22 protein-coding genes are annotated in these 26,353 nt (G+C 65.1%); 5 read left to right on the top strand and 17 right to left on the bottom strand.

Features of this window, described 5'->3' with window-relative positions; all coding sequences use genetic code 11:
- Positions 1 to 65 precede the first annotated feature (65 nt).
- The 11 genes from pdeM to ASN89_RS09135 form a co-directional block, all read right to left on the bottom strand.
- Entirely contained in the window at positions 66 to 740 is a 675-nt protein-coding gene (pdeM, locus tag ASN89_RS09185; protein ID WP_058049056.1) for a ligase-associated DNA damage response endonuclease PdeM, read from the bottom strand.
- Positions 737 to 3,202 carry a ligase-associated DNA damage response DEXH box helicase gene (locus tag ASN89_RS09180; protein WP_058049055.1) on the bottom strand — a complete coding sequence of 822 codons (2,466 nt, stop codon included), beginning with the start codon at positions 3,200 to 3,202 and terminating at the stop codon, positions 737 to 739. The genes pdeM and ASN89_RS09180 overlap by 4 nt, the downstream gene beginning before the upstream one ends.
- Positions 3,199 to 4,830 carry an ATP-dependent DNA ligase gene (locus tag ASN89_RS09175; protein ID WP_058049054.1) on the bottom strand — a complete coding sequence of 544 codons (1,632 nt, stop codon included), beginning with the start codon at positions 4,828 to 4,830 and terminating at the stop codon, positions 3,199 to 3,201. The genes ASN89_RS09180 and ASN89_RS09175 overlap by 4 nt, the downstream gene beginning before the upstream one ends.
- Positions 4,823 to 5,860: a ligase-associated DNA damage response exonuclease gene (locus tag ASN89_RS09170; RefSeq protein WP_058049053.1), complete on the bottom strand. Its 1,038-nt coding sequence runs from the start codon at positions 5,858 to 5,860 to the stop codon at positions 4,823 to 4,825. The genes ASN89_RS09175 and ASN89_RS09170 overlap by 8 nt, the downstream gene beginning before the upstream one ends.
- Before the next feature lie 90 nt (positions 5,861 to 5,950).
- Entirely contained in the window at positions 5,951 to 7,621 is a 1,671-nt protein-coding gene (locus ASN89_RS09165) for a RecQ family ATP-dependent DNA helicase (protein ID WP_058049052.1), read from the bottom strand.
- Between the two features lie 116 nt (positions 7,622 to 7,737).
- Complete coding sequence (locus ASN89_RS09160) at positions 7,738 to 8,136, bottom strand: MAPEG family protein (RefSeq protein ID WP_058049051.1); 399 nt, start codon at positions 8,134 to 8,136, stop codon at positions 7,738 to 7,740.
- A 46-nt stretch (positions 8,137 to 8,182) separates the two neighbouring features.
- On the bottom strand, positions 8,183 to 11,569 hold the full coding sequence (locus ASN89_RS09155) for a PAS domain S-box protein (protein WP_058049050.1): 3,387 nt from the start codon (positions 11,567 to 11,569) through the stop codon (positions 8,183 to 8,185).
- A complete protein-coding gene (locus tag ASN89_RS09150) occupies positions 11,566 to 12,690 on the bottom strand; it encodes a hybrid sensor histidine kinase/response regulator (RefSeq protein ID WP_058049109.1) in 1,125 nt (374 codons plus the stop codon). Before ASN89_RS09150 ends, ASN89_RS09155 begins: the two co-directional genes overlap by 4 nt.
- 106 nt (positions 12,691 to 12,796) lie before the next feature.
- Positions 12,797 to 13,405, bottom strand: coding sequence for a chemotaxis protein CheB (locus tag ASN89_RS09145; protein ID WP_058049049.1), 609 nt, complete (start codon positions 13,403 to 13,405; stop codon positions 12,797 to 12,799).
- A 1-nt stretch (position 13,406) separates the two neighbouring features.
- Entirely contained in the window at positions 13,407 to 14,231 is an 825-nt protein-coding gene (locus tag ASN89_RS09140) for a CheR family methyltransferase (RefSeq protein ID WP_200899269.1), read from the bottom strand.
- Positions 14,232 to 14,370: 139 nt separating this feature from the next.
- A complete protein-coding gene (locus ASN89_RS09135; RefSeq protein WP_058049048.1) occupies positions 14,371 to 15,357 on the bottom strand; it encodes an aldo/keto reductase in 987 nt (328 codons plus the stop codon).
- An 89-nt stretch (positions 15,358 to 15,446) separates the two neighbouring features.
- Between ASN89_RS09135 and ASN89_RS09130 the strand changes: the two genes are divergently transcribed.
- Entirely contained in the window at positions 15,447 to 16,337 is an 891-nt protein-coding gene (locus ASN89_RS09130) for a LysR family transcriptional regulator (protein ID WP_058049047.1), read from the top strand.
- A 68-nt stretch (positions 16,338 to 16,405) separates the two neighbouring features.
- Positions 16,406 to 16,915: a GAF domain-containing protein gene (locus ASN89_RS09125; RefSeq protein ID WP_058049046.1), complete on the top strand. Its 510-nt coding sequence runs from the start codon at positions 16,406 to 16,408 to the stop codon at positions 16,913 to 16,915.
- Here the strand turns inward: ASN89_RS09125 and ASN89_RS09120 are convergent, their stop codons facing one another.
- Together ASN89_RS09120 and ASN89_RS09115 are read right to left on the bottom strand one after the other, a co-directional pair.
- Positions 16,916 to 17,503, bottom strand: a complete 588-nt coding sequence (locus ASN89_RS09120) for an O-methyltransferase (protein WP_058049045.1) — start codon at positions 17,501 to 17,503, stop codon at positions 16,916 to 16,918.
- A gap of 39 nt (positions 17,504 to 17,542) precedes the next feature.
- Positions 17,543 to 18,433, bottom strand: coding sequence for a DMT family transporter (locus ASN89_RS09115; protein ID WP_058049108.1), 891 nt, complete (start codon positions 18,431 to 18,433; stop codon positions 17,543 to 17,545).
- 101 nt (positions 18,434 to 18,534) lie between these two features.
- On the opposite strand from ASN89_RS09115, the gene ASN89_RS09110 reads away from it, so the two are divergent.
- Together ASN89_RS09110 and ASN89_RS09105 are read left to right on the top strand one after the other, a co-directional pair.
- Positions 18,535 to 19,314: an AraC family transcriptional regulator gene (locus ASN89_RS09110; protein WP_058049044.1), complete on the top strand. Its 780-nt coding sequence runs from the start codon at positions 18,535 to 18,537 to the stop codon at positions 19,312 to 19,314.
- Between the two features lie 81 nt (positions 19,315 to 19,395).
- Positions 19,396 to 21,852: a tetratricopeptide repeat protein gene (locus tag ASN89_RS09105; protein WP_058049043.1), complete on the top strand. Its 2,457-nt coding sequence runs from the start codon at positions 19,396 to 19,398 to the stop codon at positions 21,850 to 21,852.
- On the opposite strand, the gene ASN89_RS09100 is transcribed toward ASN89_RS09105, so the two are convergent.
- From ASN89_RS09100 to ASN89_RS09085, 4 genes are read right to left on the bottom strand one after another with little or no spacing between them, the layout of a single operon-like run.
- Positions 21,849 to 22,496, bottom strand: coding sequence for an FABP family protein (locus ASN89_RS09100; RefSeq protein WP_034750633.1), 648 nt, complete (start codon positions 22,494 to 22,496; stop codon positions 21,849 to 21,851). The two genes, ASN89_RS09105 and ASN89_RS09100, sit on opposite strands and share 4 nt — an antisense overlap.
- A 59-nt stretch (positions 22,497 to 22,555) precedes the next feature.
- Positions 22,556 to 23,080, bottom strand: a complete 525-nt coding sequence (locus ASN89_RS09095) for a hypothetical protein (protein ID WP_058049042.1) — start codon at positions 23,078 to 23,080, stop codon at positions 22,556 to 22,558.
- 2 nt (positions 23,081 to 23,082) lie between these two features.
- Complete coding sequence (map, locus tag ASN89_RS09090) at positions 23,083 to 23,886, bottom strand: type I methionyl aminopeptidase (protein WP_058049041.1); 804 nt, start codon at positions 23,884 to 23,886, stop codon at positions 23,083 to 23,085.
- 17 nt (positions 23,887 to 23,903) lie between these two features.
- Positions 23,904 to 24,503, bottom strand: a complete 600-nt coding sequence (locus ASN89_RS09085; protein ID WP_058049040.1) for a TetR/AcrR family transcriptional regulator — start codon at positions 24,501 to 24,503, stop codon at positions 23,904 to 23,906.
- A gap of 123 nt (positions 24,504 to 24,626) precedes the next feature.
- Here ASN89_RS09085 and ASN89_RS09080 point away from each other — a divergent pair, with 123 nt between their 5' ends.
- The gene (locus ASN89_RS09080) at positions 24,627 to 26,141 is read left to right on the top strand and encodes an AMP nucleosidase (RefSeq protein ID WP_034750639.1); all 1,515 of its coding nucleotides are present in this window, start codon (positions 24,627 to 24,629) and stop codon (positions 26,139 to 26,141) included.
- The last annotated feature ends 212 nt before the right edge of the window (positions 26,142 to 26,353 follow it).

The raw sequence follows: 26,353 nt of genomic DNA, 5'->3' as shown, positions 1-26,353 counted from the left end.
TGTAGGATGAGTCCCGCCTACGGTAGCGTAGTTACTTTCAGTTTTCCACCAAAAGTACCAGACACTCAGCAGTTAGCGGGTAGTGCGAAAATCGCCGCGTCGGCCGTCACGTAGACGCGTTCGCCAACGCCTGGGCGCACCGCATGGCCGCCCGTGAAGGCGCCAAACGAGGGCAAAATGGCGCCCTCCTGCCCCAGCAGGAAACACGGCAGACGCAAGCCGACCCTTTCAGCGCGCAAGTGGAACACGGGATGCACGTGGCCGGCCAGCACATAGCCGGGCGCGGCGGTATCCGGGTGATGACAGAACGACAGCTTGCCCACCTGGTGCGGTTCGTCGACCATGCGTATCCCCAGCGCGGCGGCCGGGTCGCCCGCATGCGCATCATGGTTGCCGCGCACCACCGTCAGGCGCAGGCCCGGATGGCGCGCGCGCCAGGCCAGCATGGCGGCCACGGTGGCGGGCGCATGCGCGGCGCGCGCGTGCAGAAAGTCGCCGAGAAAGACGATTTCCTCGCAAGCGTAAGTGGCCAGCAAGGCGTCGAGCGCCAGCAGGTTTTGCGTCGTGGTGCCGCGCGGCACGGGTACGCCCAGCGCGCGGAACGCGGCCGCCTTGCCGAAATGGATGTCGGCGATGACCAGCATCTTGCGCGTCGGCCAGTACACGGCCCTGTGCGCCAGCAGCCACAGAATCTCGCCGGCCAGTTCCACCACGCAGTGCGCCTGCTGCGACTCACTCATGCGGCCGCCTTTTCCAGCGCGCTTACCAGCCGCGCCACCCGGTCCGACAGCTTTTCCGTCGTCAGCTGTTCGCGGAAGCGCTCGACCATCAGGCCGAAGGCAAATGGGGAGGCCCGCTCCAGCGCTTGCAGGCTGATGCTCCTGCCATGCAGCTCGCGCAAGGTGGCGCGCAAGCGCGTCAATTCCAGCTCCTGTTCCAGCACTTCGCGCTGCGCCTGCGTGAGCAGCAAATTGGTCGCATCGTGCTTGCGGAACACTTCAAAGAACAGCGAGGACGAGGCCTGCAACTGGCGCGCGCTTTTCGGCTGGCCCGGATAGCCCTGGAACACGAGGCCGGCGATGCGGGCGATTTCGCGGAAGCGCCGCTGCGACAGCTCCGTCGCATTCAGGCTGGCCAGCACGTCTTCCAGCAAGTTATCAGTGCTGAACAGGGCAAGATCGGCGCCGCTGGCACCAATCAACAGCGGCGCAAAATCAATGTCGTCCGCGCCCAGCAATTCAAAGCCGTAATCGTTGACGGCGATCGACAAGGTCGCCGGCTGCACGCGCGCGATCCGGTAAGCCAGCAATGACGCCAGGCCCACGTGCACGGAGCGCCCGGCAAACGGATACACGAACAAATGATGGCCTTCGCGGCTGGACAAGGTTTCGAGCAAGAGGCTGGCGCGCGTGGGCAGGCTCGACCATGCCTGCTGGATGGCCAGCAGCGGCGCCAGCGCGCGCATTTCCGGCCCGCTGGCCTTCCCTTCCTGCGCCAGCTGCAACTGGTCCAGCACGGCATGTGCCAGCTCCGACGACAGCGGCATCTTGCCGCCCTGCCAGCGCGGCACAGCGCCGCGGCTGCCAGTTGCGCGCCGCACGTAGGCCGTCATCTCGTGCACGCGCACGAATTCCAGGATGCGCCCGCCAAACAAAAAATGGTCGCCCTGCTTCAGGCGCGCGATGAACGATTCCTCGATGCTGCCGATGCGCCCGCCGCCGAGGAACTTGACCTGGATCGCCGCCTCCGACACGATGGTGCCGATGCTCATGCGGTGGCGCCGCGCCAGCGCCACGTCGGGCACGCGGTACACGCCGTCCTCGTCCGGCAGCACTCTGCGGTATTCCGGATACACGGTCAGGCTTTGTCCGCCGCGCGCGACGAAATCGAGCGCCCATTGCCACTCGTCCGGCGTCAGATGGCGGTAGGACCAGGCCGCGCGCACTTCCGCGTACAGCTCGGGCGACGCAAAACCGCCGCCCATGGCGATCGTCACCAGGTGCTGCACCAGCACGTCGAGCGGCTTGTCCGGTACGGGCCGCGCTTCCAGGTGGCCTTGCGCCAGGGCAGTGCGGGCGGCGGCCGCTTCCAGCAATTCCAGGCTGTTGGTGGGCACCAGGGTGACGCGCGAAATGCGCCCCGGCGCGTGACCGCTGCGCCCGGCCCGCTGCACCAGGCGCGCGATACCTTTCGCGCTGCCCACCTGCAGCACGCGCTCGACGGGCAGGAAATCGACGCCCAGGTCCAGGCTGGACGTGCACACGACGGCTTTCAGCTCGCCCGTTTTCAGGTGCTGCTCGACCCACTCGCGCACTTCGCGGTCCAGCGAACCGTGGTGCAGGGCGATCAAGCCCGCCCAGTCGGGCCGCGCATCGAGCAAATGCTGGTACCACAGCTCGGCCTGCGAACGCGTGTTGGTAAACACCAGGGTGGTGGCGCTGCCTTCGATCTCGGCGATCAGGGGCTGCAGCATCTGGATGCCCAAATGCCCGCCCCAGGGAAAGCGCGTGGGATTGACGGGAATCAGGCTGTCGACGAGGATGCGCTTTTTGACTTTGCCTTCCACCAGCACGCCAGCGTTTTCCTCGCCCAGCAAGACGTCCTGCGCCTGCTGCAAATTGCCCAGGGTGGCCGACAGGCCCCACGTCATCAACGTGTCATTCCAGCGGCGCAAGCGGGCCAGCGCCAGCTGCACCTGCACGCCGCGCTTGCTGCCCATCAATTCATGCCACTCGTCGACGATCACGGTTTCCAGCAGGCTGAAACGTTCCCGGGCATCCGCCTGGCTGAGCATCAATGACAGGCTTTCCGGCGTCGTGACGAGCACCTCGGGCCAGGCCTTTGCCTGCCGCGCCCGCTGAGCGGCGCTCGTGTCGCCCGTGCGCGCCTCGATGCGCCAGCCGGGAGCCAACTCCGCGCCAGACGCTTGCAAGGCGCGCACGGTGTCGGCCGCCAGCGCCCGCATGGGCGTGATCCACAGCACGCGCAAGCCCTGCTTCCTGCCCTTGCGCGCCAGCCGCTCGGCGCGCAGCAAGGCCCCGAACCAGACGGCGTAGGTCTTGCCGGAGCCCGTGCTCGCATGCAGCAGGCCGGACTGGCCCTGTGCTGCCGCACGCCAGACGGCGCGCTGGAACGGGAACACGGTCCAGCCGCGCACGACAAACCATGCATCGATGCGCTGCGCCAGCGCACTTTTGCTCATGTGGCCTGGACCAGCATGGCCTTCAGGGTGGCCAGGGTGTCCGCATCGGCGATGGCCTTGTCGTCGCGCCGGCGCAGGATGCGGGGAAAGCGCACGGCGATGCCCGCCTTGTGGCGGCTGGACGCGGCAATGCCTTCGAAGCCGATCTCGAACACCATCGTCGGCTTGACGCTGCGCACGGGGCCGAATTTTTCGATCGTCGTCTTGCGGATGGCGGCGTCGACTTGCCCGATTTCCGCATCCGTCAAACCGGAATACGCCTTGGCGAACGGCACCAGCTTGCGTTCCCCTTCCTCAACGTCATCCCACACGGCAAACGTGTAATCCGTGTACAGCGACGCGCGCCGCCCGTGACCCGCCTGGGCGTAGATCAGCACGGCGTCGATGGAATACGGATCGATCTTCCACTTCCACCAGGTGCCCACGTCTTTCGTGCGGCCCACGCCATACGCGGCCGACCTGGCCTTGAGCATCATGCCTTCCACGCCGCGCGCCCGCGATTCGCTGCGGATGGCCGCCAGCGCCTCCCAGCTTGCCGCCTCGATACGCGGCGACAGGCGCAGCGCGGGAGCATTTACCTGCGCCACTACGCTTTCCAGCAGCGCGCGGCGCTCGAGCTGGGGCAACTGACGCACGTCCACGCCATCGAGTTCCAGCACATCGTAGGCCACCAGCACGGCCGGCAATTCGGCCAGCAACTTGGGCGACACGCTCTTGCGGCCCATGCGTTGTTGCAGATCGGCAAACGGCGCCGGCATGCCGCCCGGTTGCCAGATAAGGATTTCGCCATCGAGCACGGTGCCTTCGGGCAAGGCCAACTGCGCCAGTTCGGGAAAGCGCTCCGTGATCAATTCCTCGCCGCGCGACCACAGCCAGTTCACGCCCTCGCGGCGCAACAGCTGGGCACGCATGCCGTCGTATTTCCACTCGGCCAGCCAGTCGCCGATATCACCGAGGCTCTGCGGCTCCGCCTGCAAGGGATGGGCGAGGAAAAACGGATACGGCTGGCCGCCGCGCAGCGCATGTTCGCCATCGGACTGCGCGGCGATCAGCTTGAGAAAGCCCGCGCCCGTGGGGCTGACCTTGCCATCGGTCCAGCCCATCAGGCGCTGAGCGATCAGCTTGCTGTCGACGGCGGCGATGGAGGCCAGCGCGCGCGTCACCAGCAGTTTGGATACGCCCACGCGAAAGCCGCCGCCGATCAGTTTGATCAACAAAAAACGTTCGCGCGTTTCCAGCTCGTCCCAGTAGGCCAGCAAGTCGGCGCGGATGGTGTCGGGCGGCGCGCCGCGCAACGGTGCGATGCGCTGCTCGACCCACTCGGCCAGGCCGATGTCGCTGCGTCTGGCGGGCGCGGGCAGGATCAGGGCGATGGTTTCGGCCAGGTCGCCGACGGCGTGGTAGGCCTCGTCGAACAGCCAGGCGTCCAGGCCCGCCCGCTCGGTCGCGTATTCGCGCAGCAATTTGGTGGGCACGGCCTGGCGCGGCTTGCCGCCGGCCAGGAAATACACGGCCCAGGCCGCATTCTCGGGCGAGGCACCGCGAAAATACGCTTGCAGCGCCGCCAGCTTGCGGCTGGTGGAGGTCGTCTCGTCGAGTTCCGCGTACAGCCGGGCAAAGTCACGCATGGGCGGCGTCCTCCGCTGCCGTGGACGCACCGGGCACGTCGTCGGCCTCGTCGTCGCCATACTCCGTCTCGAAGCCGCCCGCCTGCCAGCCATTCTGCTGCAGCCAGCGCACCATCACGGGAATCGAGCCGTGCGTGACGATGATGCGCTCGGCCTGCGTGGCCGTGATCGCTTGCATCAGGCCGGGCCAGTCCGCATGGTCGGACAGGACAAAACCCCGGTCCACGCCACGCCGCCGGCGCGCGCCGCGCAGCAGCATCCAGCCGCTGGCGAACGCATCGCTGTAGTCGCCGAAACGCTTCATCCACGGCGAACCGGCGGCCGACGGCGGCGCGATCACCATCGCCGTCTTCAGGGCCGCCTTGTCCGTCACGTCGCTCACCATCACGGTGGCGGGCAAGGCCACGCCCGATTCGCGGTAGACCTGCGTCAATGCCTGCGCCGCGCCATGGCAGATGATGGGGCCGATGCTGGCGTCCAGCCCCGCCAGGATGCGCTGCGCCTTGCCGAAGGCATAGCAGAAGAGCACGCTGGTGCGCCCTTCGGCCGCATTCCTGCGCCACCATTGGTTGATGTCATCATAAACTTCCTGCGGCGCCTGCCAGCGGTAGATGGGCAGGCCGAAGGTCGATTCCGTAATAAAAGTATCGCAGCGCACGGGCTCGAACGGTACGCAAGTGGGGTCGGGCTGCAGCTTGTAGTCGCCCGAAGCCACCCACACTTCGCCGCCCACTTCCATGCGCACCTGGGCCGAACCCAGCACGTGGCCGGCCGGATGCAGCGACACGCGCACGCCGTGGTGGTCGATGCTCTCGCCATACGCAAGGCCCTGGATGGACACGGCGCCCAGGCGCGCGCGCAATACCTGCTCGCCGGGCGCGGCGCACAGGTAATGCCGGTGGCCAACTCTCGCATGGTCCGCGTGCGCATGGGTGATGATGGCGCGCTCGACGGGGCGCCACGGGTCGATGTAGAACTGACCCGGCACACAGTACAAGCCTTCCTTGCGCACCACCACCATGTCTGCCATGCCCTGCCCCTTGCGTTAAAAAAAGCGCGTTGGAATGGGCTGATTCTAGCGCGCTTGCGCCAGATCACTGTTCGGCAGCGCACCATGGCTTCACGCGGGGACGACGAACTCCGCCATGAAGGTGCGCGTGGTGTTTTCCGGAAAGGCAATGGTGACCTGGTCGCCCGCCACCGACAGCACGGTGCCGATCTGGTAGCGCGGCACGCGCACGCGGCTGCCGACGGCGATCTGGGGGGCTGGTGCCGGCGGTGTCGCTTCAGCAGGCACTGGCGGGAACTCGTCAAGGCTGATGGGCGCGGCCAGCGCGGGCGGCGACTGGCAATTGTCGCAGGTGCAGCAGCGCTCGAAATCGCCGGCATCGCCGAAGTAATCGAGCAGCAGTTTCCAGCGGCACAGGCCGCTTTGCGCATACGCCACCATCTGCTCGAGCGCCTGCTTGTCGCGCTCCTGCTTGTCGACATAGATCTGCGCCAGCTGCGCATACGCAGGCGTGGTAGCCGATGGCGCTTTCAAGCTGTAGCCGAGCTTGCGGTCCTGGCGCAGCAGCTTGCCGTCCTTTAACAATTTCAGGCAGACCTTCAGGTGGCCGTCGGAAAACTCGGGCAGGCTGGACGCCAGCGCAGCGAACGTAAAGGTGGCAGGCAATTCTTGCGCCGCCGCCACGATGGCCGCCAGTTCTTCGGCCGTGGGATAGTGCTTGGCCAGAAAGAATTGCTGCACCCGCTTGTCTTCCTGGAAGTACAGCAAGGTGCAGTCGGCGGGCAAGCCGTCGCGCCCTGCCCGGCCCGATTCCTGGTAGTACGCTTCCAGGTTGGCCGGCACTTGCAAGTGGATGACGAAGCGCGTGTCGGGCTTGTCGATGCCCATGCCAAACGCGTTGGTGGCGACCATGATGCGACGCTCGCCATTCATGAACAAGTCCTGGTTCTGCTTGCGCTCGCGCGCCGCCAGCTTGCCGTGGTAGCACGTGACGCTCTCGCCCAGTTCCGCCAGCCGCGTCGCCAGCTCTTCGACGGCCTTGACGGTGGCCGCATACACGATGCCCACGCCTGCCGCCTCGCGCAGCAGGCGCAGGACTTCGTCCTGCTTCTCTCCCGCATTCGTGACCTGGATCACGCGGTAGCGCAAATTGGCGCGGTAGATGCCCGTATTGATGACCTGCAACTTGCGCGCTTCCAGCTGCGCGTCGATATCGTCTATCACTTCGCCCGTGGCCGTGGCCGTCAGCGCCAGCACGGGCGGACGGCCCAGCGCGCGCAGGGCGGCCGCGATTTCCAGATAGGCGGGACGGAAGTCGTGGCCCCACTGGGAAATGCAATGGGCTTCATCGATGACGACCAGGCTGGGCGGCGCGCCGGCCAGCAAGGACAGGAAGTCGGGCATCGCCAGGCGTTCCGGCGTGCAAAAGATAATGAGCCTGCCGCCCTGGGCGATGCGGGCGAGGGCGTCGTCCTCTTCGGCGCGCGACAGGCTGCTGTTGAGTTGCACGGCCGTGATGCCCAGTTCATGCAGCTTTTCCAGCTGGTCTTTCATGAGCGAGATCAGCGGCGACACGACCAGGGTCGCGCCCGGCAACAGGGCGGCGGGCAACTGGTAGCACAGGGACTTGCCGCTGCCGGTGGGCATGATGGCCAGGGTGTCGCGTCCGGCCAGCACGCTGTCGATGACTTCCTGCTGGCCCGTGCGCAGCCGCGCCACGCCAAAAACCGAGCGCAGCAGGCGCTGAATGAGTCGACCGGACTTGTTCGCAGTAAGCTGCATCGTTGCCATCCCAAAAGTAAAAGCGCCATGCCGGCGCCCTTGCGCCTGGCTGCAATTACTTTAAGGCCGGGCCTGGCGCGCCGCCATAGGACGGCTGCTACAGCCCGTGTAGGATATCAAGAAGCAAACAGGATGGCCCAGAACAGCATCAGCAAGCCGGCAATCGACACGCACCACACGAGCGTGCGCACGATGGGCACGCCAAACGCATACAGGGGCAGATACAGCACGCGCGCGGCCAGGTACAGGGCGGCGCCGTACAAGGTCAGCGCGCTTTCCTGCGCCGTCACGTGGGCGATCAGCACGGCGGCGGCGAACAGGGGCAGGGTTTCAAACAGATTCGCCTGGGCCCGCCGCAAGCGGCCCGTGATCTTGCCCACGGGCGGCCCGTCGCCATCGCGGGCGCTCACGTTATAGGCCGTGCCCGTTTCGCGCGTGCGGAACAGCGCGGGCAGGAGGATTTGCACCAGCGCCAGCACCAGGGTGCAGGCCAGCATCGTCAGTTCAGGGGTCATGCTTTACCTCGCGGATGAGACAGGCAAGCCGTGCGGCGCATGCCCGTCAGGGTTGGTCGAGTGCCGCTTGCAACTCCAGCAAATCATAGGGCTTGCGCAAGACGCTGGCGGAAAAGCCCAGTTCATCCATCGATTCCTTGCCGTAGCCCGTGGAAAAGATGATGCGCATGCCCGGTTTATCGCGCAGTACCATGCGCGCCAGCGCGATGCCGGACATGCCCGGCAGGCTGACATCCGTAAACAGGATATCGAAGTCTTGCTCGTTGAGCAATTTCCACGCCGCCTCGCCATCGGATACGCCGCTGACCGTGTGGCCCAGCATGCCCACCAGTTCGCACACCATCAGCTGCGAATCGAGATTGTCTTCCACCACGAGTATCTTCATCGATGTCGGCATGTCCCCCTGCGGTTCCGGTGCGTGGCCCGTCAAGTCCAGCCCCGGCGTGCCGCCTCCCAGCATGCTGACCGACGTGCTGCTGCCAGCCACCGGCGCGCCGGACCGTTCAAACTGGCGCGCACGCATTTGCTGCTGGCGGTTGGCCAGCACGTGGCGCAGCTTGCGCGCCAGCTCTTCGCGCCGGTACGGCTTGCTGAGCAATTCCACTCCCGCGTCGAGACGCCCTTCGTGCACGATGACATCCTGCGCGTAGCCCGACGTAAACAGTACGGCGATATCGGGCTGCAACTCGCGCGCCTGGCGCGCCATCTCCGTGCTGCTGACGGGACCGGGCATGATCACGTCCGTAAACAGCAGGTCGATCTGCGCGCCGCTGTGCAGCACGGCCAGCGCGCTTTCGCCATCTTCGGCCTTGAGCACCTTGTAGCCAAGCGCGCCGAGCATGTCGACCACGGTGGTGCGCACGCCCACGTCGTCTTCCACCACCAGCACCGTTTCCGTGCCGCCCGTGACGACGCCGCTCAATTCCAGTTCCTCGTCCGCTTCCGCCATCAGGGAACGGGGCAAATAGATTTTGACTCCCGTACCTACGCCAGGTTCACTGTAAATGCGGATATGGCCACGGCTTTGCGTGACAAAGCCATACGCCATCGACAAGCCCAGGCCCGTGCCCGCGCCTTCCGGCTTGGTGGTGAAGAAGGGCTCGAACGCGCGCTGCAGCACCGAGCCGCTCATGCCGCGGCCCGTATCGGTCACCGACAGCATCACGTACTGCCCCGCCGGCACGTCGACCAGGTTGTGCACATACTGTTCGTCGAGCACGACATTGCCCAGCTCGATGGTCAGCTTGCCCACGCCATCCATGGCGTCGCGCGCATTGATGGCCAGGTTGAGGATGACGTTCTCGATCTGGCTGCGGTCGACGAGGGTATTCCACAGCCCGCCGCCGCCCACCAGCACGATGTCGATCGCTTCGCCCAGGGCGCGCCGCAGCAGCGCATCCATGTTGCGCACTACGCGCGCCAAGTCGGCCACCACCGGTTGCAAGGGCTGGCGCCGCGCAAACGCTAGCAGGTGCGACGACAGCTTGGCGCCCCGCTCGACGGCGGCAATCGCCGTGTCCAGGCGCTGGCGCATCAGGCCATCCGTGCCCGCCAGATGCTGCAGCAGATGCAAATTGCCGGAAATGATTTGCAGCACATTATTGAAATCGTGCGCGATACCGCCCGTCAGCTGACCCACGGCTTCCATCTTCTGCGCCTGGCGCAAGGCGTCTTCGGCCTTGGTGCGCTCACCGACTTCCTGTTCGACCCGGTGTTCCAGCGTTTCGTTCAATTCATGCAGCGCTTTTTCCACGCGGCGCCGGTCCGTGATATCCGTCTTGACGGCGATCAGGGAACGCGTCTGTCCTTGTTCATCGACCAGCCGGCTGACATTGCTCGACACCCACACTTGCGAACCATCGGGCTTCAGGTAGCGTTTTTCCAGAGAGAACGATTCGCCCGTTTCCACCAGGCGCCGGAACAGCACGCTGTTGCCGGGCACGTCCGCCGGATGCATGATGTCGTTCATGTTCAGGTTCAGCAGCTCTTCGGCCGAGCGGCCCAGCATGCAGCACAGGGCGCCGTTGACGCGCTGGAAGCGGCCATCGAGGCCCAGTTCGGACAAGCCCACCGAGGCCTGGCCGAAAATGGCCGCCATGCGTTCCTGGCTGGCGTTCAGTTCATCCTCGATCTGGCGCCGCTCCGTCACGTCGAACGACACCCCCACGTAGCGGCGCTGGCCCGGCACGCGGCCGGCCACCACCTCGCCCTGGCGCGCGATCCAGCGCAGCGCGCCATCGGCGGGACGGCGGATGCGGTACTCCACGTATTCCAGGGGATTGGGCGCCACGTCAAGCTTGCTCGGCCCGACCTTTTGCTGGTCGCGCGCATCGACCAGGCTCACCAGCAGGCGTTCCGTTACTTCTTCCTCGTCGGCAATGCCCCACAGGCGGCGGAAAGTGGGCGACACCAGCATCGCGCCTGTCTCGGGGAACCATTCGAAGGTGCCGATGCCGCCCGCCTGCTGTGCCAGGCGCAAGCGCTCCTCGCCTTCCATGCGTTCGGTGACATCGATGCCTTCGACGAGAATGCCCGTGACCACGCCCTCGTCATCCTTGATGGGCTGGTAGACGAAATCGATCTGGCGCTGGCCCGTCTGCCCGTCCGCCGTCTGCAAATCCACCTTCACCTGGCGTCCCTCGTACGGTTCGCCCGTGCGGTAGACCTGGTCGAGCAGTTCGATGAAACCTTGCTCCTTGACTTCAGGCAAGGCCGCTTCGACTGTCTTGCCCAGCAGATCGCGGTGGCCGACCAGGCGCAGATAATGCTCGTTCGCCAGTTCGAACACGTGCTGCGGCCCGCGCAGCATGGCCATGAAGCTGGGCGCCTGCTGGAACAGGGCGCGCAGCAGGGCGCGCTCCTCGCCCAGGCGGCGGTTGGCCGCGCGCACGGCCTCGCTCTCGGCCTGCAAGGTGGTGTTGAGTTTGCCCAGCTCGGCCGTGGCCAGCTTCAGCTGGCGCCCTTCTTCCATGCGCGCCGTCAATTCCAGTGCCGTGCACAGCACGCCGTCCACCTGGCCATCGGCGCCATGCACGGGCGTGTAATACAGGTCGAAACAGACGTCCGTGCGCTGTCCGCCACGCAACAGCGGCAAACAGCATTCGCGGTGCACCTGCGTCTCGCCGCGCAGTCCCGCTTCGAGGATGCGCGCGTTCCAGTCCCAGATTTCGGGCCAGATGCCCGGCACCGTGCCGCCCAGCGCCGCCGGATGGCGCTCTCCTGCAATCTGGATGTAGTCGTCGTTGTAAATCATCACGTGCTGCGGGCCCCACATCAGCACCATCGCCATCGGTGAATTGAGCACGATGTCGACGCTGGTGCGCAAATGGGCGGGCCAGCCATCGAGGGCGCCCAGGCTGGTGGCGGACCAGTCGCGCTGGCGCACCAGCTCGCCCATGTTGCCGCCGCCGCGCGGCCAGGCTGGCGCGCTCATGTGGCCATTTCCGCTTGCACGCGCACCTGGCATTGGCGCGGGATGCGCACGGTCGCCAGCGTGCCATGGGCGGCCGTCGAGCTGATCTCGACCGTGCCGCCGTGGGCCTTGACGAACATGTTCACCGTGTACAGGCCCAGCCCCAGGCCCTGCCCCGTCCTGCGCTTCTCGCCCGCCTGCTGGAACGGCTCGAACAGGGTCGGCAGCAAGGCGGCGGGAATGACGCCGCGATTGGCGATGCGCAATTCAATGCGGCCGGCGTCCCGTCCATCGAGGGCCAGTTGCACGGGCGCGCCCGGCTCGCCATGCGTGATGGCATTGCTTAACAGATTCGAGATGACTTGCGACAGCAGGCCCGCATCACATTGACCGTGCAAGTCGCCCACGCTGCTGACCTCGACCAGCGGGGCCTGGCCAGCCGTCTCGAATTCCTCGACGATGGCGCGCGCCAGCGCCAGGTAGTCGTGCGTGCTGCTGCGCAACTCCATCGTGCCGGAACGGATGCGCGCCAGGTCCAGCAACTGGTCGACCATGCGCCCCATGCGCTTGGCGCTGCTTTCGATGCGCTGCGCCGTGACGATCACCTTCGGGTGGTCGCTCATCATCGGCAGCAGCATGGCGCCGTTCATCACGACGGACAGGGGCGTGCGCAAGTCGTGGCCCAGCACGGCCGTAAACAGTTCATTCAGGTGCAATGCATGCTTGAGTTCGTCGAGCTGGGCCGACAATTCGCGTTTCTGCCGGTACAGCTGGACCAATACGGCCACCTTGCTTTGCAAGGCTTTCACGTCGATGGGCTTGTAGAGGAAATCGACGGCGCCCGCCTCGTAGCCGCGGAAGCTGTAGCTCGGTTCGCGCGACGCGGCCGTGAGGAAGATCAGGGGAATGCTGCGCGTGCGCTCGCTGCCGCGTATCAGCTCGGCCAGCTCGAAACCATCCATGTGCGGCATTTGCACGTCGATCAGGGCCAGCGCCACTTCATGTGTCAACAGCAATTCCAGCGCTTGCGCGCCCGAGCTTGCCTTCAGGATGACAATACCGGGCCGTGCCAGCACGGCTTCGGCGGCGACCAGGTTTTGCGCGATGTCGTCAACGACGAGGATATGGATAGGTGCGGTCACGGGGTCATCTTCAGGCATCGCAACGGCGAGACGCCATCGTGTTTCGATATGGACATAAACATTGTTTCAATTTTCACATATATTACACGCACTACACCACTCCCATTCACTTGTGTTCGCCGTTGCCCAGCAATGCCAGGCTGGCCGCCATTTGCGGCAAATCGAGCACGCGGTCGGCGCCCGCCAGCTTGAGCGCGGCCGCCGGCATGATGCCACAACTGGCCCGCTGCGGGTCTTGCACCCAGGCACTGCCGCCCAGCTGCCGCACGCGCGCCAGGCCCGCCGCGCCATCGGCCGAGGCGCCCGTCAGGATAATGGCCAGCATGGCGCGCCGGTAAGCCAAGGCCGCCGTTTCCAGCAAGACATCGATCGATGGGCGCGAAAAATACACGGGCGCTTCCTGTGACAGGGAAAAACAGCCATCGGGCTCCACTTGCAGGTGATAGTCAGGCGGGGCGAAATACACGGTGCCCGCTTGCAGCGGCTCCTTATCCTGCGCCTCGCGCAAGGGCAGCTGGCAACGTTCCGCGTACAACTGTGGCAACTGGCTCGAGCGGCTCGGCGCCAGGTGCAGCACCACCACGACGGCCGCGCGGCAGGTGGCGGGCAAGGCGCGCAGCACGATGCCCAGCGCTTCCACGCCGCCGGCAGAGGCGCCGATGGCGATCAGGCGCAGGCCGGCGGGCGGTGGCGCGACGTCGCAGCTTGGCAGCATGTCAGGCACGCTGGAAAATGCGTTCGGCCGGGCTCAGCTCGTTGAAGCTGTCCGCATGGCGGCTGAAATGCAGGCTTTCCTTCATGCCCAGGCCCAGGAAGCCCCGGTTCACCAGCGCTTCGTGAAACAGGCCCAGGCTGCGGTCTTGCAAGTCTTTATTGAAATAAATCATGACATTACGGCAGGAAACCATGTGCACCTCCGAAAACACGCTGTCCGTCGCCAGGCTATGGTCGGCGAAGACGAACTGGCGCCGCAAGCGCCGGTCAAAGATGGCGCCCTTGTAGGCGGCCGTGTAATAGTCGGACAGCGAGCGCTTGCCGCCCGCCAGCTGGTAATTCTCGCTGAACTGGGCGATGCGCTCGACCGGATAGATACCCGCTTCGGCGGCGGCCAGCGCTTCGACGTTGATGTCGGTCGCGTAGATCATGCTGCGCTCGAGCAAGCCTTCCTCTTCCAGCAAGATGGCCAGCGACCAGACCTCTTCCCCGCTGCTGCAGCCGGCCACCCAGATCTTGATCGAAGGATAGGTGTGCAGGATGGGCACGACTTTTTCGCGCAAGGCGCGGAAATACGCGGGATCGCGGAACATCTCGCTCACTTGCACCGTGAAAAACTGCAGCATCTGCGCGAACATGGCTGGCTCGTGCAAGATGCGGTCCTGCAATTGCGACAGACTGGCGCAGCCGAAGCGCTCCATGGCCTGGCGCATGCGCCGGCGCAGGGACGCCACGGAATAATCGCGGAAATCGTGCTGATAGCGCAGCAGTATTCCCTCAAGCAATAACTTCAGTTCTATATCGAAAATATCGTCATCTAACAACATCCACCTCATCGGATACCTGAACATTGAACGGCGTGCATAGCGCAGCGCGCAGTCACTGCCAAATGCTAGCAGATCGCCGGCAATTATCCTGCAGAGAAAGTTTCAGTTAGGTACGCTGGCGTACACTCGCGCGTTTTTTTCAGGCATCCACGCCCTTCATGCCCTCGTCCGTATAGCGCGCACCCGCCGCCATGCCCAGGGGAAAGGCAGCGTTCATCGTCGCCAGTTCGGCCCCATCCAGCCGCACGGCCAGCGCGCCGAGATTATCGTGCAGATACGCGATGCGCTTGGTGCCGGGAATGGGAATGATGTCGTCGCCTTGCGCCAGCAGCCAGGCCAGCGCCAGCTGGGCCGGCGTGCAGCCTTTTTCGTGCGCGATGTCCCTGACCTGCGCGACGATGGCCTGATTGCGCGCCAGGTTCTCGGCGGCAAAGCGGGGATTGAAATGGCGAAAGTCGCCCGCGTCCAAGCTGGCCGCATCGGCGATGGCGCCCGTCAGGAAACCGCGCCCCAGCGGGCTGTAGGCAAAGAAACTGGCGCCCACGTCGCGGCAGGCGGCCAGCACGCCCTGCTCCGGTTCGCGCGTCCACAGCGAGTATTCGCTCTGCACGGCGGCCACGGGGCAGATCGCCGCCGCGCGCCGCAAGGTGGCGGCGCTTACTTCGCACAGGCCCACGGCGCGGATCTTGCCCTCTTGCCGCAGTTGCGCCAGCGCGCCCATCGACTCTTCCAGTGGCGTCTCGAGGTTCAGGCGGTGCAGGTAAAACAGGTCGATGGCGTCCACGCCCAGGCGCGCCAGCGACGCTTCGCACGCCTGGCGGATGTAGGCGGGGGAATTGTCGACGCGGCGCGCATAACTGCCCGCCTCGCGCGCCAGCCCGCACTTGGTGGCGATCAGGGCCTGGCCCCGATGGCGCGCCAAAAAGCGCCCCAGCAATTGTTCGTTGTGGCCGAAACCGTAGGCGTCGGCCGTGTCGAACAGGGTCACGCCCGCCGCCAAGGCCGCTTCCAGGGTGGCCAGGGATTGCGCCTCGTCCGTGGCGCCGTAGAATTCCGACATGCCCATGCAGCCCAGGCCCAATGCCGAACTGCTCATGCCGCTATTGCCGATGCGTCGCTGTTGCATGCTGCTCTCCTCAGTTGTTGACTCGATGCCGCCAGTCTGGACCGCGCCGGGTGGCAAGGGAATGCCCGATTTCGTGATACCTTTCTGGTATGAGAGCCCTCGACACCCATGCCTTGAGCCTGTTTTGCGCCGTCGCCCGCTGCCTGAATTTCCGCCAGGCGGCGGAGCAATTGCACATGACCCAGCCGCCATTGTCGCGCGCCATCAAGGGGCTGGAAGACAAGCTGGGCGCGCGCCTGTTCGAGCGCGACACGCAAGGCGTGGCCTTGACGCAAGCGGGACGCACCCTGCTGCCGCAGGCGCTGCACATCCTCGATTTGCTGGAGACGGCGCAGCAATCGCTGCGGCAAGACAGGGCACCCGCGCGCCTGCGCCTGGGCTTGACGAGTTCCGTGGCGGCAGGCCTGTTCCGGCCGCTGCTAGCGGCGCTGGAGGAGCAACTGGGCAATGTCCGCCTGGAATTGACGGCGGCCCCGTCGCCACGCCTGGTCGCGGCCGTGCGCAAGGGCCAGCTCGATGCGGTCCTGCTTGCCTTGCCCAGCGCCACGTTCGAGCTGGCCGTGCAGCCGCTGGCGCGACAGTCCATGATGCTGGCCCTGCCCGCCGGTCACCGGTTGGCGAAAAAGCGCAAGCTGAGTCTGTCTGACATCTCTCAGGAGCCCGTCTACTGGTTCGAGCGGGCACGCCAGCCCGCCTTCTTCGACCATTGCCAGCAAGTATTTCGCCGCCATGGTTTCGCGCCAATGTTCTTGCGCGAAGCGCCCGACCACCATGTGCTGCTGGGCGACGTGGCCGCCGGCAAGGGCATGGCCCTGCTGGCCGATTCGTTCCGCGCGCTGCGCCTGGATGGCGTGGCTTACCGGCCATTGGCGGAGGGCGAAGAATTGGCGGCCGGCATCGGCCTGGCCTGGCAAGCCGACCACGGCCATGCGGCCTTGCCCCTGCTGCGCCAACTGGCGCAAGAACACCTGAAAAAGTGAGCGCCACACGCGGATGACCCGAACGCGCTACCATGTCGCCTTCCCCATTTTCAAGCGCCACCACGACCATGACGTTTACCATCAGCGACGCCGCCTACGGCACCGATACCCCCGCCGCCAAGCAAGCCATGTATGCGGACTTGCGCGCGCAGCTGCAAGGCTTGCTGTCGGGCGAGACCGACTTCATCGCCAATACGGCCAACTTCAGTTCGCTGGTCTTCAACACCATGCCGGGCCTCAACTGGGCCGGCTTTTATTTTCTCAAGGGCGAGGAACTGGTGCTGGGGCCGTTCCAGGGCAAGCCCGCCTGCATCCGCATCAAGAAAGGCCGCGGCGTGTGCGGCACCACGGTGGTCGAAGGCAAGTCCATCGTCGTGCAGGACGTGCATGCGTTTCCCGGCCATATCGCTTGCGACGTCAATTCCCGTTCCGAGCTGGTGGTGCCCGTGTTTGCCAACGGCCAGATCATCGGCGTGTTCGACCTCGACAGTCCATTGACGGGCCGCTTCGACGACGTCGATGCGCAAGGCGTCGAATCCCTGGTGCACGTGCTGGAAGCGGCTATCGTTGCCGAATAATCAGTTGCCCGCCTTGACGGCGATGAATTCGCCCTTGCCGACCGTGGCCAGGCACGTCGTGTAGCGGCTGTCGGCGCGCACGGCCTCGATGAAGCCGGCCATGTCCGCGTAATGCGAACTGGCGTTGTCGACCACCAGCACGCCGCCGGCCGCCAGCGCGCGGTCCAGCTGCGGCCACCATTGCGCGTATTGCTGGCGGGCGGAATCGAGGAAGATGAAATCGTAGGCGCCGTCCGCCGCATCGCGCAGCACGTCGCCCGCGTCCGCCAGCAACTGGCCGATCGCGCCCTGCAATTGCGCGCGCACGAAGTTGTCGTGCGCCATGTCGAACTTGTCCTGCGCCTTTTCCACCGTCACGACCTTGCCGCCCAGCGCCTGCACGGCGCGCGCCAGCCACAGAGTGGAATAACCGTTCGAGGTGCCGATTTCCAGCACCCGCCGCGCGCCGCGCGCGTGCACCATCACGGCCAGCAATTCGCCCGTGTCGCGCGTGATATTGAGCATGCGGCTGGCGCGCGCCGTGTGCGCCGCATCGTTGCTGTTACCAAATGCTTCCAGTTCACTCAACAGTGTATCGATGCTGGGCATGGCGCCTCCTTGTTCAAAACACCAGCATAGCAAAAAAAACTATGCCGGTGCGCGGCGCAGCGGACGTTTCAGATACTGCACCATCACCACGCCCAGCAGGGTCACGCCGCCGCCGATGACGTCGTAGCTGTGCAAGGTTTCGCCGAGGAACAGCATGGCGATGATCACCGTGAATACGGGCAGCAGATTCATCAAGGTCGTCGCGCGGCTGGGGCCCAGCTTGGCCAGGCCATGCATCCACAAGAACGGCGCGATGATGGAGGCGGGAATGCCGGCAAACAGCACCAGCGGCAAGCCGGCGCTGGTGACGGGCGGCGCGGACTGGCTCAGGTAATACACGAACAGCACGGGCACGGCGCACCACACCTGGATCAGCAGCGAATGCCAGTTATTCAGGGGAATCTTCCAGCGCTTGAGCAGCACGCCATAGCCCGCATACGACAGGCAGGCCAGCAGCATCAGGGCGTCGCCCACGGCCGCGCCATGGGCGATCAGGGCGGCCGGGTCGCCATGGCTGAGCAGGTAAGCCAGGCCCAGCAGCGACACGAGGCCGCCAAACACGCCGCCCACGGTGGGCGCCTCACCGAGCAGCAGCACGGACAGACCCACGGCCAGCAGCGGCATCATGGATGCGAGGATGCCCATGTTGGTGGCCGTCGTCGTTTGCGCGGCGATGTAGGCGAGGCACTGGTACATCACCATGCCCAACATGCCCAGCACAAACAGCTTGCCCAAGTAGGGCTTCACCACGGCCCGCTGCTTCCACACGGGACGGGCAAACACGAGCGCCAGCAGCACGCCGGCCAGCAGCCAGCGGTAGAACGAGATGGCGGCCGGATCGATCACGCCGACAGCCATCTTGCTGACGATGGTGTTGATGGCCCAGATCAGCACGGCGATCACGGGTAACAGATAGTGCTTGGCTTGCATGCGGCGGACTCCAGTATTCAAGACCGCCATTTTCGCATGGTCCGATTCCATGGATATAATGCATACCGGACAAACGATGCGAAGAACAGGACAAAAACACCATGGCCAGCAACCAGCATTTCCCCGCCGTTTCCGACGTCCTGCCCTATCCCGTGTATTTCCGCCTCGACGATTACCACGCGCACCAGCAATTCGATTACCAGAGCCATCCGTGGGGACAGCTCACGTATTGCTCCACAGGCGTGATGGAAATTATGGTGGCGGGCCAGCGCTACCTGTCGCCGCCCCAGTACGCCGTATGGATACCGCCCGAGACCTTGCACGACGGCTATATCCGCCAGGATGTCGTGTTTCACTCCGCCTACATCGACGCCAGCCTGTGCGCGCAACTGCCGGCGCAGCCGTGCGCGCTGGTATTGAGTCCCCTGCTCAAGGCCATCCTCGGCGACTTTGCCGAGCGCAACATCACCACGCCCGCCACGGAAGCCGACCAGCGCCTGGCGCAAGTGCTGGTCGACCAGCTGCAACTGGCGCCGTGCAGCCGCAACTACCTGCCGGGCAGCGACGAGCCCGTCATCGCGGCGCTGCTGGCCGCCCTGCAGGCGGAGCCGGGCAGTAACCGCTCACTGGCCGAGTGGGCCGCGCGACTGCACGTGACGGAACGCACGCTGGCGCGCCGCTGCCAGCGCGAACTGGGCATGCCGTTCGGCGAATGGCGCCAGCGCCAGCGCTTCCTGGCCGCCCTGCCCCTGCTGGAACAGGGAGACACCGTGCAGGCGATCGCGCTGGAACTGGGCTACAGCACGGCTTCCGCATTCATCGCCATGTTTCGCCGCCAGAGCGGCGGCACGCCCGACCAGTTCCGTCGCGGCCTGCGCTGAAAAAGCGGGTCCGCTTTGTCATGGTTTGTCATATTGGGATGCTAAAATTCAAACATCTTTCCAGAGAGCAAAAGGACGCGCATGAACCCCAGCACCGACACGGCCACCGATATCCAGGGCAGCGAGGACATGCCCCAGGCATCAGCAATGGCCGTGACGGCGCCCATCCGCCTCGAGAAAGAAGACGTCCCCACGGTGCTGGGCAAGCTGCGCACCCTGGTGCAGGACAAGACGCGTTTCGAACCGCACGACATCACGCCGCTGGGCGAGGAAGACGTGCTGCAGGAGTTTTCGCTGCAGGCGAACTATGCGCTTGAGGCGCGCTTCGAGCAGCGCGTTATCAATGGCTATTTCACGCCAGCGGGCAATGACTGCCGCTGCGGCTCCCATGAAGTGGGAGCGCTCGCTCACGCGCAGGAAAAGGAAAGGCTGCGCCGCGCGGCGGGCAAGCTCGACAATGACTTGCGCCAGGCAGGCCAGGCCTACAACGGCGTCGAGGCGGGCGTCTACCTGCCGCACGCCGTCAAGTACTGGCACCTGGACACCTGCGGCAACTGCCATGGAAAAGGCCGCATCGGCTGCCACACCTGCCACGGCGCGACGACGGAAACGTGCTGGAACTGCCACGGCGGGCGCACCGTCAGCTGCGACGCGTATGGCTGCTACGGCAGCGGCAAGGTATCGTGCTCGTATTGCAGCGGCAGCGGCACGGTGTCCGAACAAGTCACCGATTACATCACGGTGCAAGTGCCCACTACCACCTACAGCAACGGCAGCTCGCACACCAGCTACCACAGCGAAACGCGGCCCCAGTACCGCACCGAATACCGTTCTTGCTACCATTGTAGCTACGGCAAGGTCAGCTGCAACACTTGCCACGGTTCCGGCAGCATCAATTGCGGTACCTGCCGCGCCAGCGGCAAGGTCACGTGCCGCACCTGCAGCGGCGTGGGCGACTTGCGCTGCAACCCGTGCGACGGTTCCGGCAAGGTGGGCAAGGCGGCCTGGGTCGACGTACATGTGACACCCGGCTACAGCGTCAGCCTGCCCAAGCAGGCGCCCGACGATGCGCGCCGCATCCGCGACAAGGAGAGCGTGCACTCACTGGCAGCCATTGCCAGCAGCCTGGCACTGGCGAAAGTGAGCATTTACAATGAAGACCAGCCGCAGGAGGTCGACGCCCTGTATGCGGCCAAGCTGCGCATCGTGCGCCTCGATGCATCGTGCAACGCGGAAAAGCACCACCTGGTGGCGTATGGCACGGACTTGCGCTGGCTGACCCTGGACGACATCGTGGAAAAGCTGCTGCGCGGCGACCTCAAGGCGCTCAGCGACGCACTGGCCGGCAGCGCCGACGACGGCCTGTTCTCGGCCCACGTGCAAGGTTTGCTGACGCCGCTGCGCGACGTGGCCGCCTCGGAACTGAATGCGGACGTGATCGAGTCCGTCCTCAGCGGCGACGCGGACCACGCGCACGTCGATGTCGTCTCCGCCGACTATGCCAACAATGTACGTACCTGCGTGCTCGGCGCCCTGCGCCAGGTCTACACGCGGCTGGCCAAGCAATTCTGGTGGAAAAGCGCGCTGGCCGCGCTGGTCGCCGCCATCGCCACCTGGTTCTTCGCCGGACGCGGTGCGGCCGCCGTCGCCGGCTTGCTCGTCACGTGCGCCGGCTACTGGCTGTTCAACCGCAAGGTGAAAGCCGTGCTGAGCGAGGCGCTGGGCGGCGAGCGGCAAGCCGAACGGGCCATGGGCATCGCCGGCAAGGGCCGCCGCAACCAGCTGGCGCAAGTGCTGATCCTCGCGCCCGCCACTCTGGCCGTGCTGGCCGCCAGCTATGGCTTGCCGGTGCGCGTGCGCCCGGCTGCTCCACCGCCGCAAACGGCCATCGCGTCGGCGCCCATCGCGCCTCATGTGCCAGCCCCAGTGCAGCCAGATGCGAGTAGCGCCAAGGCCGTCAAGCTGTACGAAAATGGCGACAAGGTGCAGGCGCTGGCCATGCTGGAAAGCCTGGTCGGCAAGGGCGACGCCGGTGCGTATGGTCTTTATGGCTGGATGCTGCTGATGGGCGAAGGCAAGCCCGGTCCCGTCACCGCGCCAACGGCGCAGCAGCGCGAAGCGCGCCAGGTGGCTGCCAAGCCCCTGATCGGCAAGGGTCTCGTGAAGAACGACAGCTATGCGCTGACGGCGAAAGGCGTGATGCTGGCCGAAGGCTGGCAAGAGCCGCGCAACATGGCGCGCGGCCTCGATTTGCTGAAACAGGCTGCGAACAAGGGCAATGCGCAAGCCATGCACTTACTGGGCCTGTACCACGTGCGCGGCTACCAGATTCCCGTCAACCACAAGGAAGCGCGCAAATGGTTCACCCTCGCCGCCGACAAGGGCAGCGCGGGCGATATCTACAACCTGGGACTGATGGACTGGGAAGGCGCGGGCTTGAAACGCCCGGACCGCGCCAGCGCCATGCAGCGCTGGAAGATCGCCGCCGCCATGGGCGAGGAGCGCGCCATCAAGGCGGTGGCGCAAGGCAAACCTTAAGCTGCCGCCGCCAGCGCCTGCAAGGCCATCGGATTCGGCGTCGGTTCGGCGATTTTCGTCAGCAGGTTGCGGTCAGTGTGATGGAACGGTTCGTCCTTGCCGCGGATCAGCATGACCGTGTCTTCATCGTAGCCCCACGTGCCATCGGCGTGGATATCGACCTTGATGCGGTATTCGACGGTGGTGAACGCGTGTTCGAGGAAGGGATTCGAGCAGATGCCGTACGCCGTCGAATCGCGCTTGGCCACCAGCTCGAAACTGGTGGCGTCCGCCGTCGTCGTGCCGGACGCCATGGCGATCTGGCCGCGCGGGATGGCCAGGGTCTGGATCACGGCACCCGTGGCCGGCTCCCACAGCCAGTAGCCCACCTGCTCATGATACGTCTTGACTTGATCCGGCTTGGTGATGTGGATGTAGTAGCGCAAGCCGTAGAACAGTTGCGGGCCGTTGGTGACGGGGTCGATCGGCTGCAGTTCGATGCGCTCGACAAAGGCCTGCTTGCGCGGGCCATCGGCCTTCGGCTTGACGTCCAGGCCGCGCGTACCCGTCCAGATGCCGGCCATGCCCGTCAAGGGGCCCAGGTTGTTCAGGGTGTGCACGTCGGCGGACGGCTCGGTGTAGATATCTTCGGGAAAATCGCTCATGCGGAAGTCTTCAAAATGGGGCAACAGTGCTTGCCGCCATTGTAAGACGCAGGGCACTCTCAGGGAAAGAGCGCGATGTGGCGTTCGATGAATAGCAGGGCCGCGGCAGCCAGCGCGGGGCGCTGCGCTTCGAACACCGTTTCGTCGCGCGCCTGCAGCAGATTGGCGGCCACCTCGGGCAGGTCCAGTGCGCCGGCGATGAACGCCGCCACCGCGTCGATATTCGCGTACAGGGCGCTGTCGTAGCCTTCCCAGTCCACATAGGCCAGCCACTCGGCCAGCATCACCATGCCGGCGACGGGCGGCGCCAGGGCCGCGATGCGCTCCGCGCGCAGCACGCTGTCGCTGCCGATGCCTTCCTGCTGCAGCACGGCCAGCGCCACGTGCTGCAGCGCGTCTTCCGGATCGCGCCGGTATTTGTTCAGCAGCCGCTGCGTCAACGTATAACGTTCAGCGTCGATGCCGCGCAGGGCGGCCGCCACGTCGTCATCATGCAGCGCCAGGTGGCGCGCCGCGCAAGCGACATCCACGCCGGCTTTCGCGGCGACGATATCGGTAAGCTGCTGCCGGCGCGCGTCATCCATGCTTACACCAGCGGTTCGGTCAAACCGGTCAGGGTAAAGATTTCAAAACCCGTTTCCGTCACGGCCAGCGAGTGCTCGAACTGCGCCGACAGCGAACGGTCTTTCGTCACCGTCGTCCATTTGTCGGGCAAGACCTTGACCTGGTAGCTGCCCACGTTGAGCATCGGTTCAATGGTAAAGATCATGCCCGGTTCCAGCACGATGCCCGTGCCGGCGCGGCCGTAATGCAGCACTTGCGGCGTGTCGTGGAAGACCTGACCCACGCCATGGCCGCAGAAGTCGCGCACGGAGGAAAAGCCCTGCGCCTTGGCCACCGCTTCGATGGCGGCGCCCACGTCGCCCAGGGTCGCGCCCGGACGCACGGTGTGGATGCCGGCCATCATGGCTTCATACGCCGTGTTGACAAGGCGGTTGGCGAGGATGGAGACGGCGCCCACCTTGAAGGTGCGGCTGGTGTCGCCGAACCAGCCATTGAACTTGGGCGTCACGTCGATATTGAGGATGTCGCCCACTTTGAGGATCTTGGTCTCGGACGGGATGCCGTGCGTGACCACGTGATTGACGGAGATGCAGCTGGCGTGCTTGTAGCCGTGGTAGTCGATAGTGCCCGGGATGGCGCCGGCGGCGCGCATGAATTCTTCGCACAGGGCGTCGAGCTTGGCCGTCGACACGCCCGGTTTCACGAAAGGCGTGATGTAGTCGAGCGTGTCGGCGGCGATGCGGCCGGCCGCGCGCATGCCGATGAAACCTTCTTCGTCGTGCAGGGGGATTTTCTTGCCGTGTTCAAGCTGGGTGGAATAGCGCATGGGGATTCTTTTCTTTGTTAGTGTGAGGTGGTGTGGGCGGCCCAGCCGCGCACGGCGTCGTGCGAGGCGCGCAGCATGGCGTCGACGCTGGCCGGTATCGGCCGCTCCTGGGTCAGGTAAGGCTTGACGACGGCCACGGGCGCGTCGATCAGGACGAATTTGAGCAGCATGTGATCGAGGTCCAGTTCCGTGGTGGCGGGCATGGCTTCGGCACAGCGGACAAAGCAGGCGTCGAGCGCGGCCTGCTCCTCTTCCACGGCGGCCAGCAATTCCTCGCTGAGGCCATTGCTGAAATCGGGGCTGTCCGCGCATTGCAGCAGGAAGCGCGCATACACGGGCTTGCGCCGGCACCAGTCCAGCAAGCCATGCACGCCGGCCCAGGTATCGCCACCGAGCCAGCGGCTGGCCACTTCCTCGCGGAAGTCGCTTTTTACGCGCAGCCAGGCGCGCGCCAGGATGGCGTTGCGCGAATCGAAGCGGTGATATACGGAGCCGATGGGCGCACCGGCCTTGACGGCAATGGCGGCCATCGAGACGGCGCCCACGCCGCACTGGGCGACGACGGCGATCGCGCTGTCGATGAAGTTGTTTTCGTTGAATTTAGCTAGTCTGACCATCCAAATAGAATACAGATTCTATTTGGATCCGTCAAGCGGCCCGGTTCGCTGAGAAACACGTCCAACGCGACTGGCCTTGCTGCCTTACAATGGTATGCACGAACCGCCACAAGGAGAATCCGCTTGCTTACGCCCCCCTTCATCGCCTCCTCCCGCTTCGACGATCCACGCCTGGCGCTGGAACAGGTGCAAGCCATTTATCGCAGCAGCATCGAACATTTGCGCGATGCGCTGCAGCGTTTTGTCGCCGGCGAAGACATGCACGAAAGAGTGCGCGCCTGCTACCCCTTCGTGCGCATCCAGACGGATACCGTGGCGCGCGCCGACTCGCCGCTGGCCTACGGTTTTGTCGCCGGTCCCGGCGTGTTTGAAACCACGCTGACGCGTCCCGACCTGTTTGGCGATTACTACCTGGACCAGTTCACCCTGCTGCTGAAAAACCATAACAGCGGCCAGAAGGTGCACCTGGAAGTGGGCGTCAGCGCCCAGCCCATCCCCGTGCATTTCTCGTTCGCCGAACATGACCATATCGAAGGCAATATGGACGCGGGCCGCCGCCTGGCCATGCGCGACCTGTTCGACCTGCCCGACCTGTCGGCCATGGACGACGGCATCGCCAACGGCACGCATGAACCGGCGCACGGCGAAGCGCAGCCGCTGTCGCTGTTCACGGGCCCGCGCGTCGATTACTCGCTGCAGCGCCTGCGCCACTACAGCGGCACCTCGCCGCAGCACTTCCAGAACTTCGTCCTGTTTACCAACTACCAGTTCTACATCGACGAATTCATTCGTCTGGGCCACGCCATGATGGACCGCGCACCCGATGCGGCCGCGCCATCGGACGACGACGGCTACATCGCCTTTGTCGAACCCGGCAATGTGGTCACGCGCCGGGTCGGCCAGACGGTCGAGAGCGAAGATGCGCTGGGCGCCGCCCCGCCGCGCCTGCCGCAGATGCCTGCCTACCATTTGCTGCGCGCCGATGGCAGCGGCATCACCATGGTCAATATCGGCGTCGGTCCCGCCAATGCGAAGACCATCACCGACCATATCGCCGTGCTGCGCCCGCACGCCTGGCTGATGCTGGGCCACTGCGCCGGCCTGCGCACGACGCAAAGCCTGGGCGACTACGTGCTGGCGCATGCGTACGTGCGCGAAGACCACGTGCTCGACGAGGATTTGCCGCTGTGGGTACCGATCCCGCCGCTGGCGGAAATCCAGCAGGCGCTGCAAACGGCCGTGGCGGAAATCACCCAGCTGACGGGCCATGACTTGAAACACATCATGCGCACGGGCACCGTGGCCAGCACGGATAACCGCAACTGGGAATTGCTGCCGCAGCGCACGCCGGAGCGCCGTTTCAGCCAGAGCCGCGCCATCGCGCTGGACATGGAAAGCGCGACCATCGCCGCCAACGGCTTCCGTTTCCGCGTGCCCTACGGCACCTTGCTGTGCGTGAGCGACAAGCCGCTGCACGGTGAAATCAAGCTGCCCGGCATGGCCAATCACTTCTACCGCGAAAGGGTTGACCAGCATCTGCGCATCGGCATCCGCGCCGTGGAACTGCTGCGCCGCCAAGGCGTGGACCGGTTGCACAGCCGGAAATTGCGCAGCTTTGCGGAAGTGGCGTTCCAGTAACAGCCGCCTTTGCCAATGCCAGCCGCCCTCTCCGGGCGGCTTTTTTTTGCCCGGCACCCTACCTTACACGGCGTAAATGTCGTCACAAAAAAACAACAGCTGTCTAGACAGGTAACGGACAAACACCAAACTTTCAACGATCATTTTACCCAATTACAAATTTAATTTATTTAACAATTGAATTTTGGCACTTTCCTGCCTGACACAAATAA

This window comes from Janthinobacterium sp. Ant5-2-1, assembly GCF_001445815.1.
Classification (GTDB): domain Bacteria; phylum Pseudomonadota; class Gammaproteobacteria; order Burkholderiales; family Burkholderiaceae_D; genus Janthinobacterium; species Janthinobacterium lividum_E.
Note: the sequence above shows the minus strand (reverse complement) of the source record. Positions and strands in the feature narration are given on the sequence as shown.

Coding starts and splice junctions, on each gene's coding strand:
- ASN89_RS09155 (WP_058049050.1), bottom strand. CDS start 11,569: ATGAGCGCGCCAGCCTGGCCGCGCGGCGGCGGCAACATGGGCGAGCTG.
- ASN89_RS09165 (WP_058049052.1), bottom strand. CDS start 7,621: ATGCAGCTTACTGCGAACAAGTCCGGTCGACTCATTCAGCGCCTGCTG.
- ASN89_RS09120 (WP_058049045.1), bottom strand. CDS start 17,503: ATGCCCAGCATCGATACACTGTTGAGTGAACTGGAAGCATTTGGTAAC.
- ASN89_RS09110 (WP_058049044.1), top strand. CDS start 18,535: ATGGCCAGCAACCAGCATTTCCCCGCCGTTTCCGACGTCCTGCCCTAT.
- ASN89_RS09135 (WP_058049048.1), bottom strand. CDS start 15,357: ATGCAACAGCGACGCATCGGCAATAGCGGCATGAGCAGTTCGGCATTG.
- ASN89_RS09170 (WP_058049053.1), bottom strand. CDS start 5,860: ATGGCAGACATGGTGGTGGTGCGCAAGGAAGGCTTGTACTGTGTGCCG.
- ASN89_RS09085 (WP_058049040.1), bottom strand. CDS start 24,503: ATGGTCAGACTAGCTAAATTCAACGAAAACAACTTCATCGACAGCGCG.
- ASN89_RS09095 (WP_058049042.1), bottom strand. CDS start 23,080: ATGGATGACGCGCGCCGGCAGCAGCTTACCGATATCGTCGCCGCGAAA.
- ASN89_RS09130 (WP_058049047.1), top strand. CDS start 15,447: ATGAGAGCCCTCGACACCCATGCCTTGAGCCTGTTTTGCGCCGTCGCC.
- ASN89_RS09180 (WP_058049055.1), bottom strand. CDS start 3,202: ATGAGCAAAAGTGCGCTGGCGCAGCGCATCGATGCATGGTTTGTCGTG.
- ASN89_RS09175 (WP_058049054.1), bottom strand. CDS start 4,830: ATGCGTGACTTTGCCCGGCTGTACGCGGAACTCGACGAGACGACCTCC.
- ASN89_RS09100 (WP_034750633.1), bottom strand. CDS start 22,496: ATGAGCGATTTTCCCGAAGATATCTACACCGAGCCGTCCGCCGACGTG.
- ASN89_RS09160 (WP_058049051.1), bottom strand. CDS start 8,136: ATGACCCCTGAACTGACGATGCTGGCCTGCACCCTGGTGCTGGCGCTG.
- ASN89_RS09145 (WP_058049049.1), bottom strand. CDS start 13,405: ATGCTGCCAAGCTGCGACGTCGCGCCACCGCCCGCCGGCCTGCGCCTG.
- ASN89_RS09125 (WP_058049046.1), top strand. CDS start 16,406: ATGACGTTTACCATCAGCGACGCCGCCTACGGCACCGATACCCCCGCC.
- pdeM (WP_058049056.1), bottom strand. CDS start 740: ATGAGTGAGTCGCAGCAGGCGCACTGCGTGGTGGAACTGGCCGGCGAG.
- ASN89_RS09105 (WP_058049043.1), top strand. CDS start 19,396: ATGAACCCCAGCACCGACACGGCCACCGATATCCAGGGCAGCGAGGAC.
- ASN89_RS09115 (WP_058049108.1), bottom strand. CDS start 18,433: ATGCAAGCCAAGCACTATCTGTTACCCGTGATCGCCGTGCTGATCTGG.
- ASN89_RS09140 (WP_200899269.1), bottom strand. CDS start 14,231: ATGTTGTTAGATGACGATATTTTCGATATAGAACTGAAGTTATTGCTT.
- map (WP_058049041.1), bottom strand. CDS start 23,886: ATGCGCTATTCCACCCAGCTTGAACACGGCAAGAAAATCCCCCTGCAC.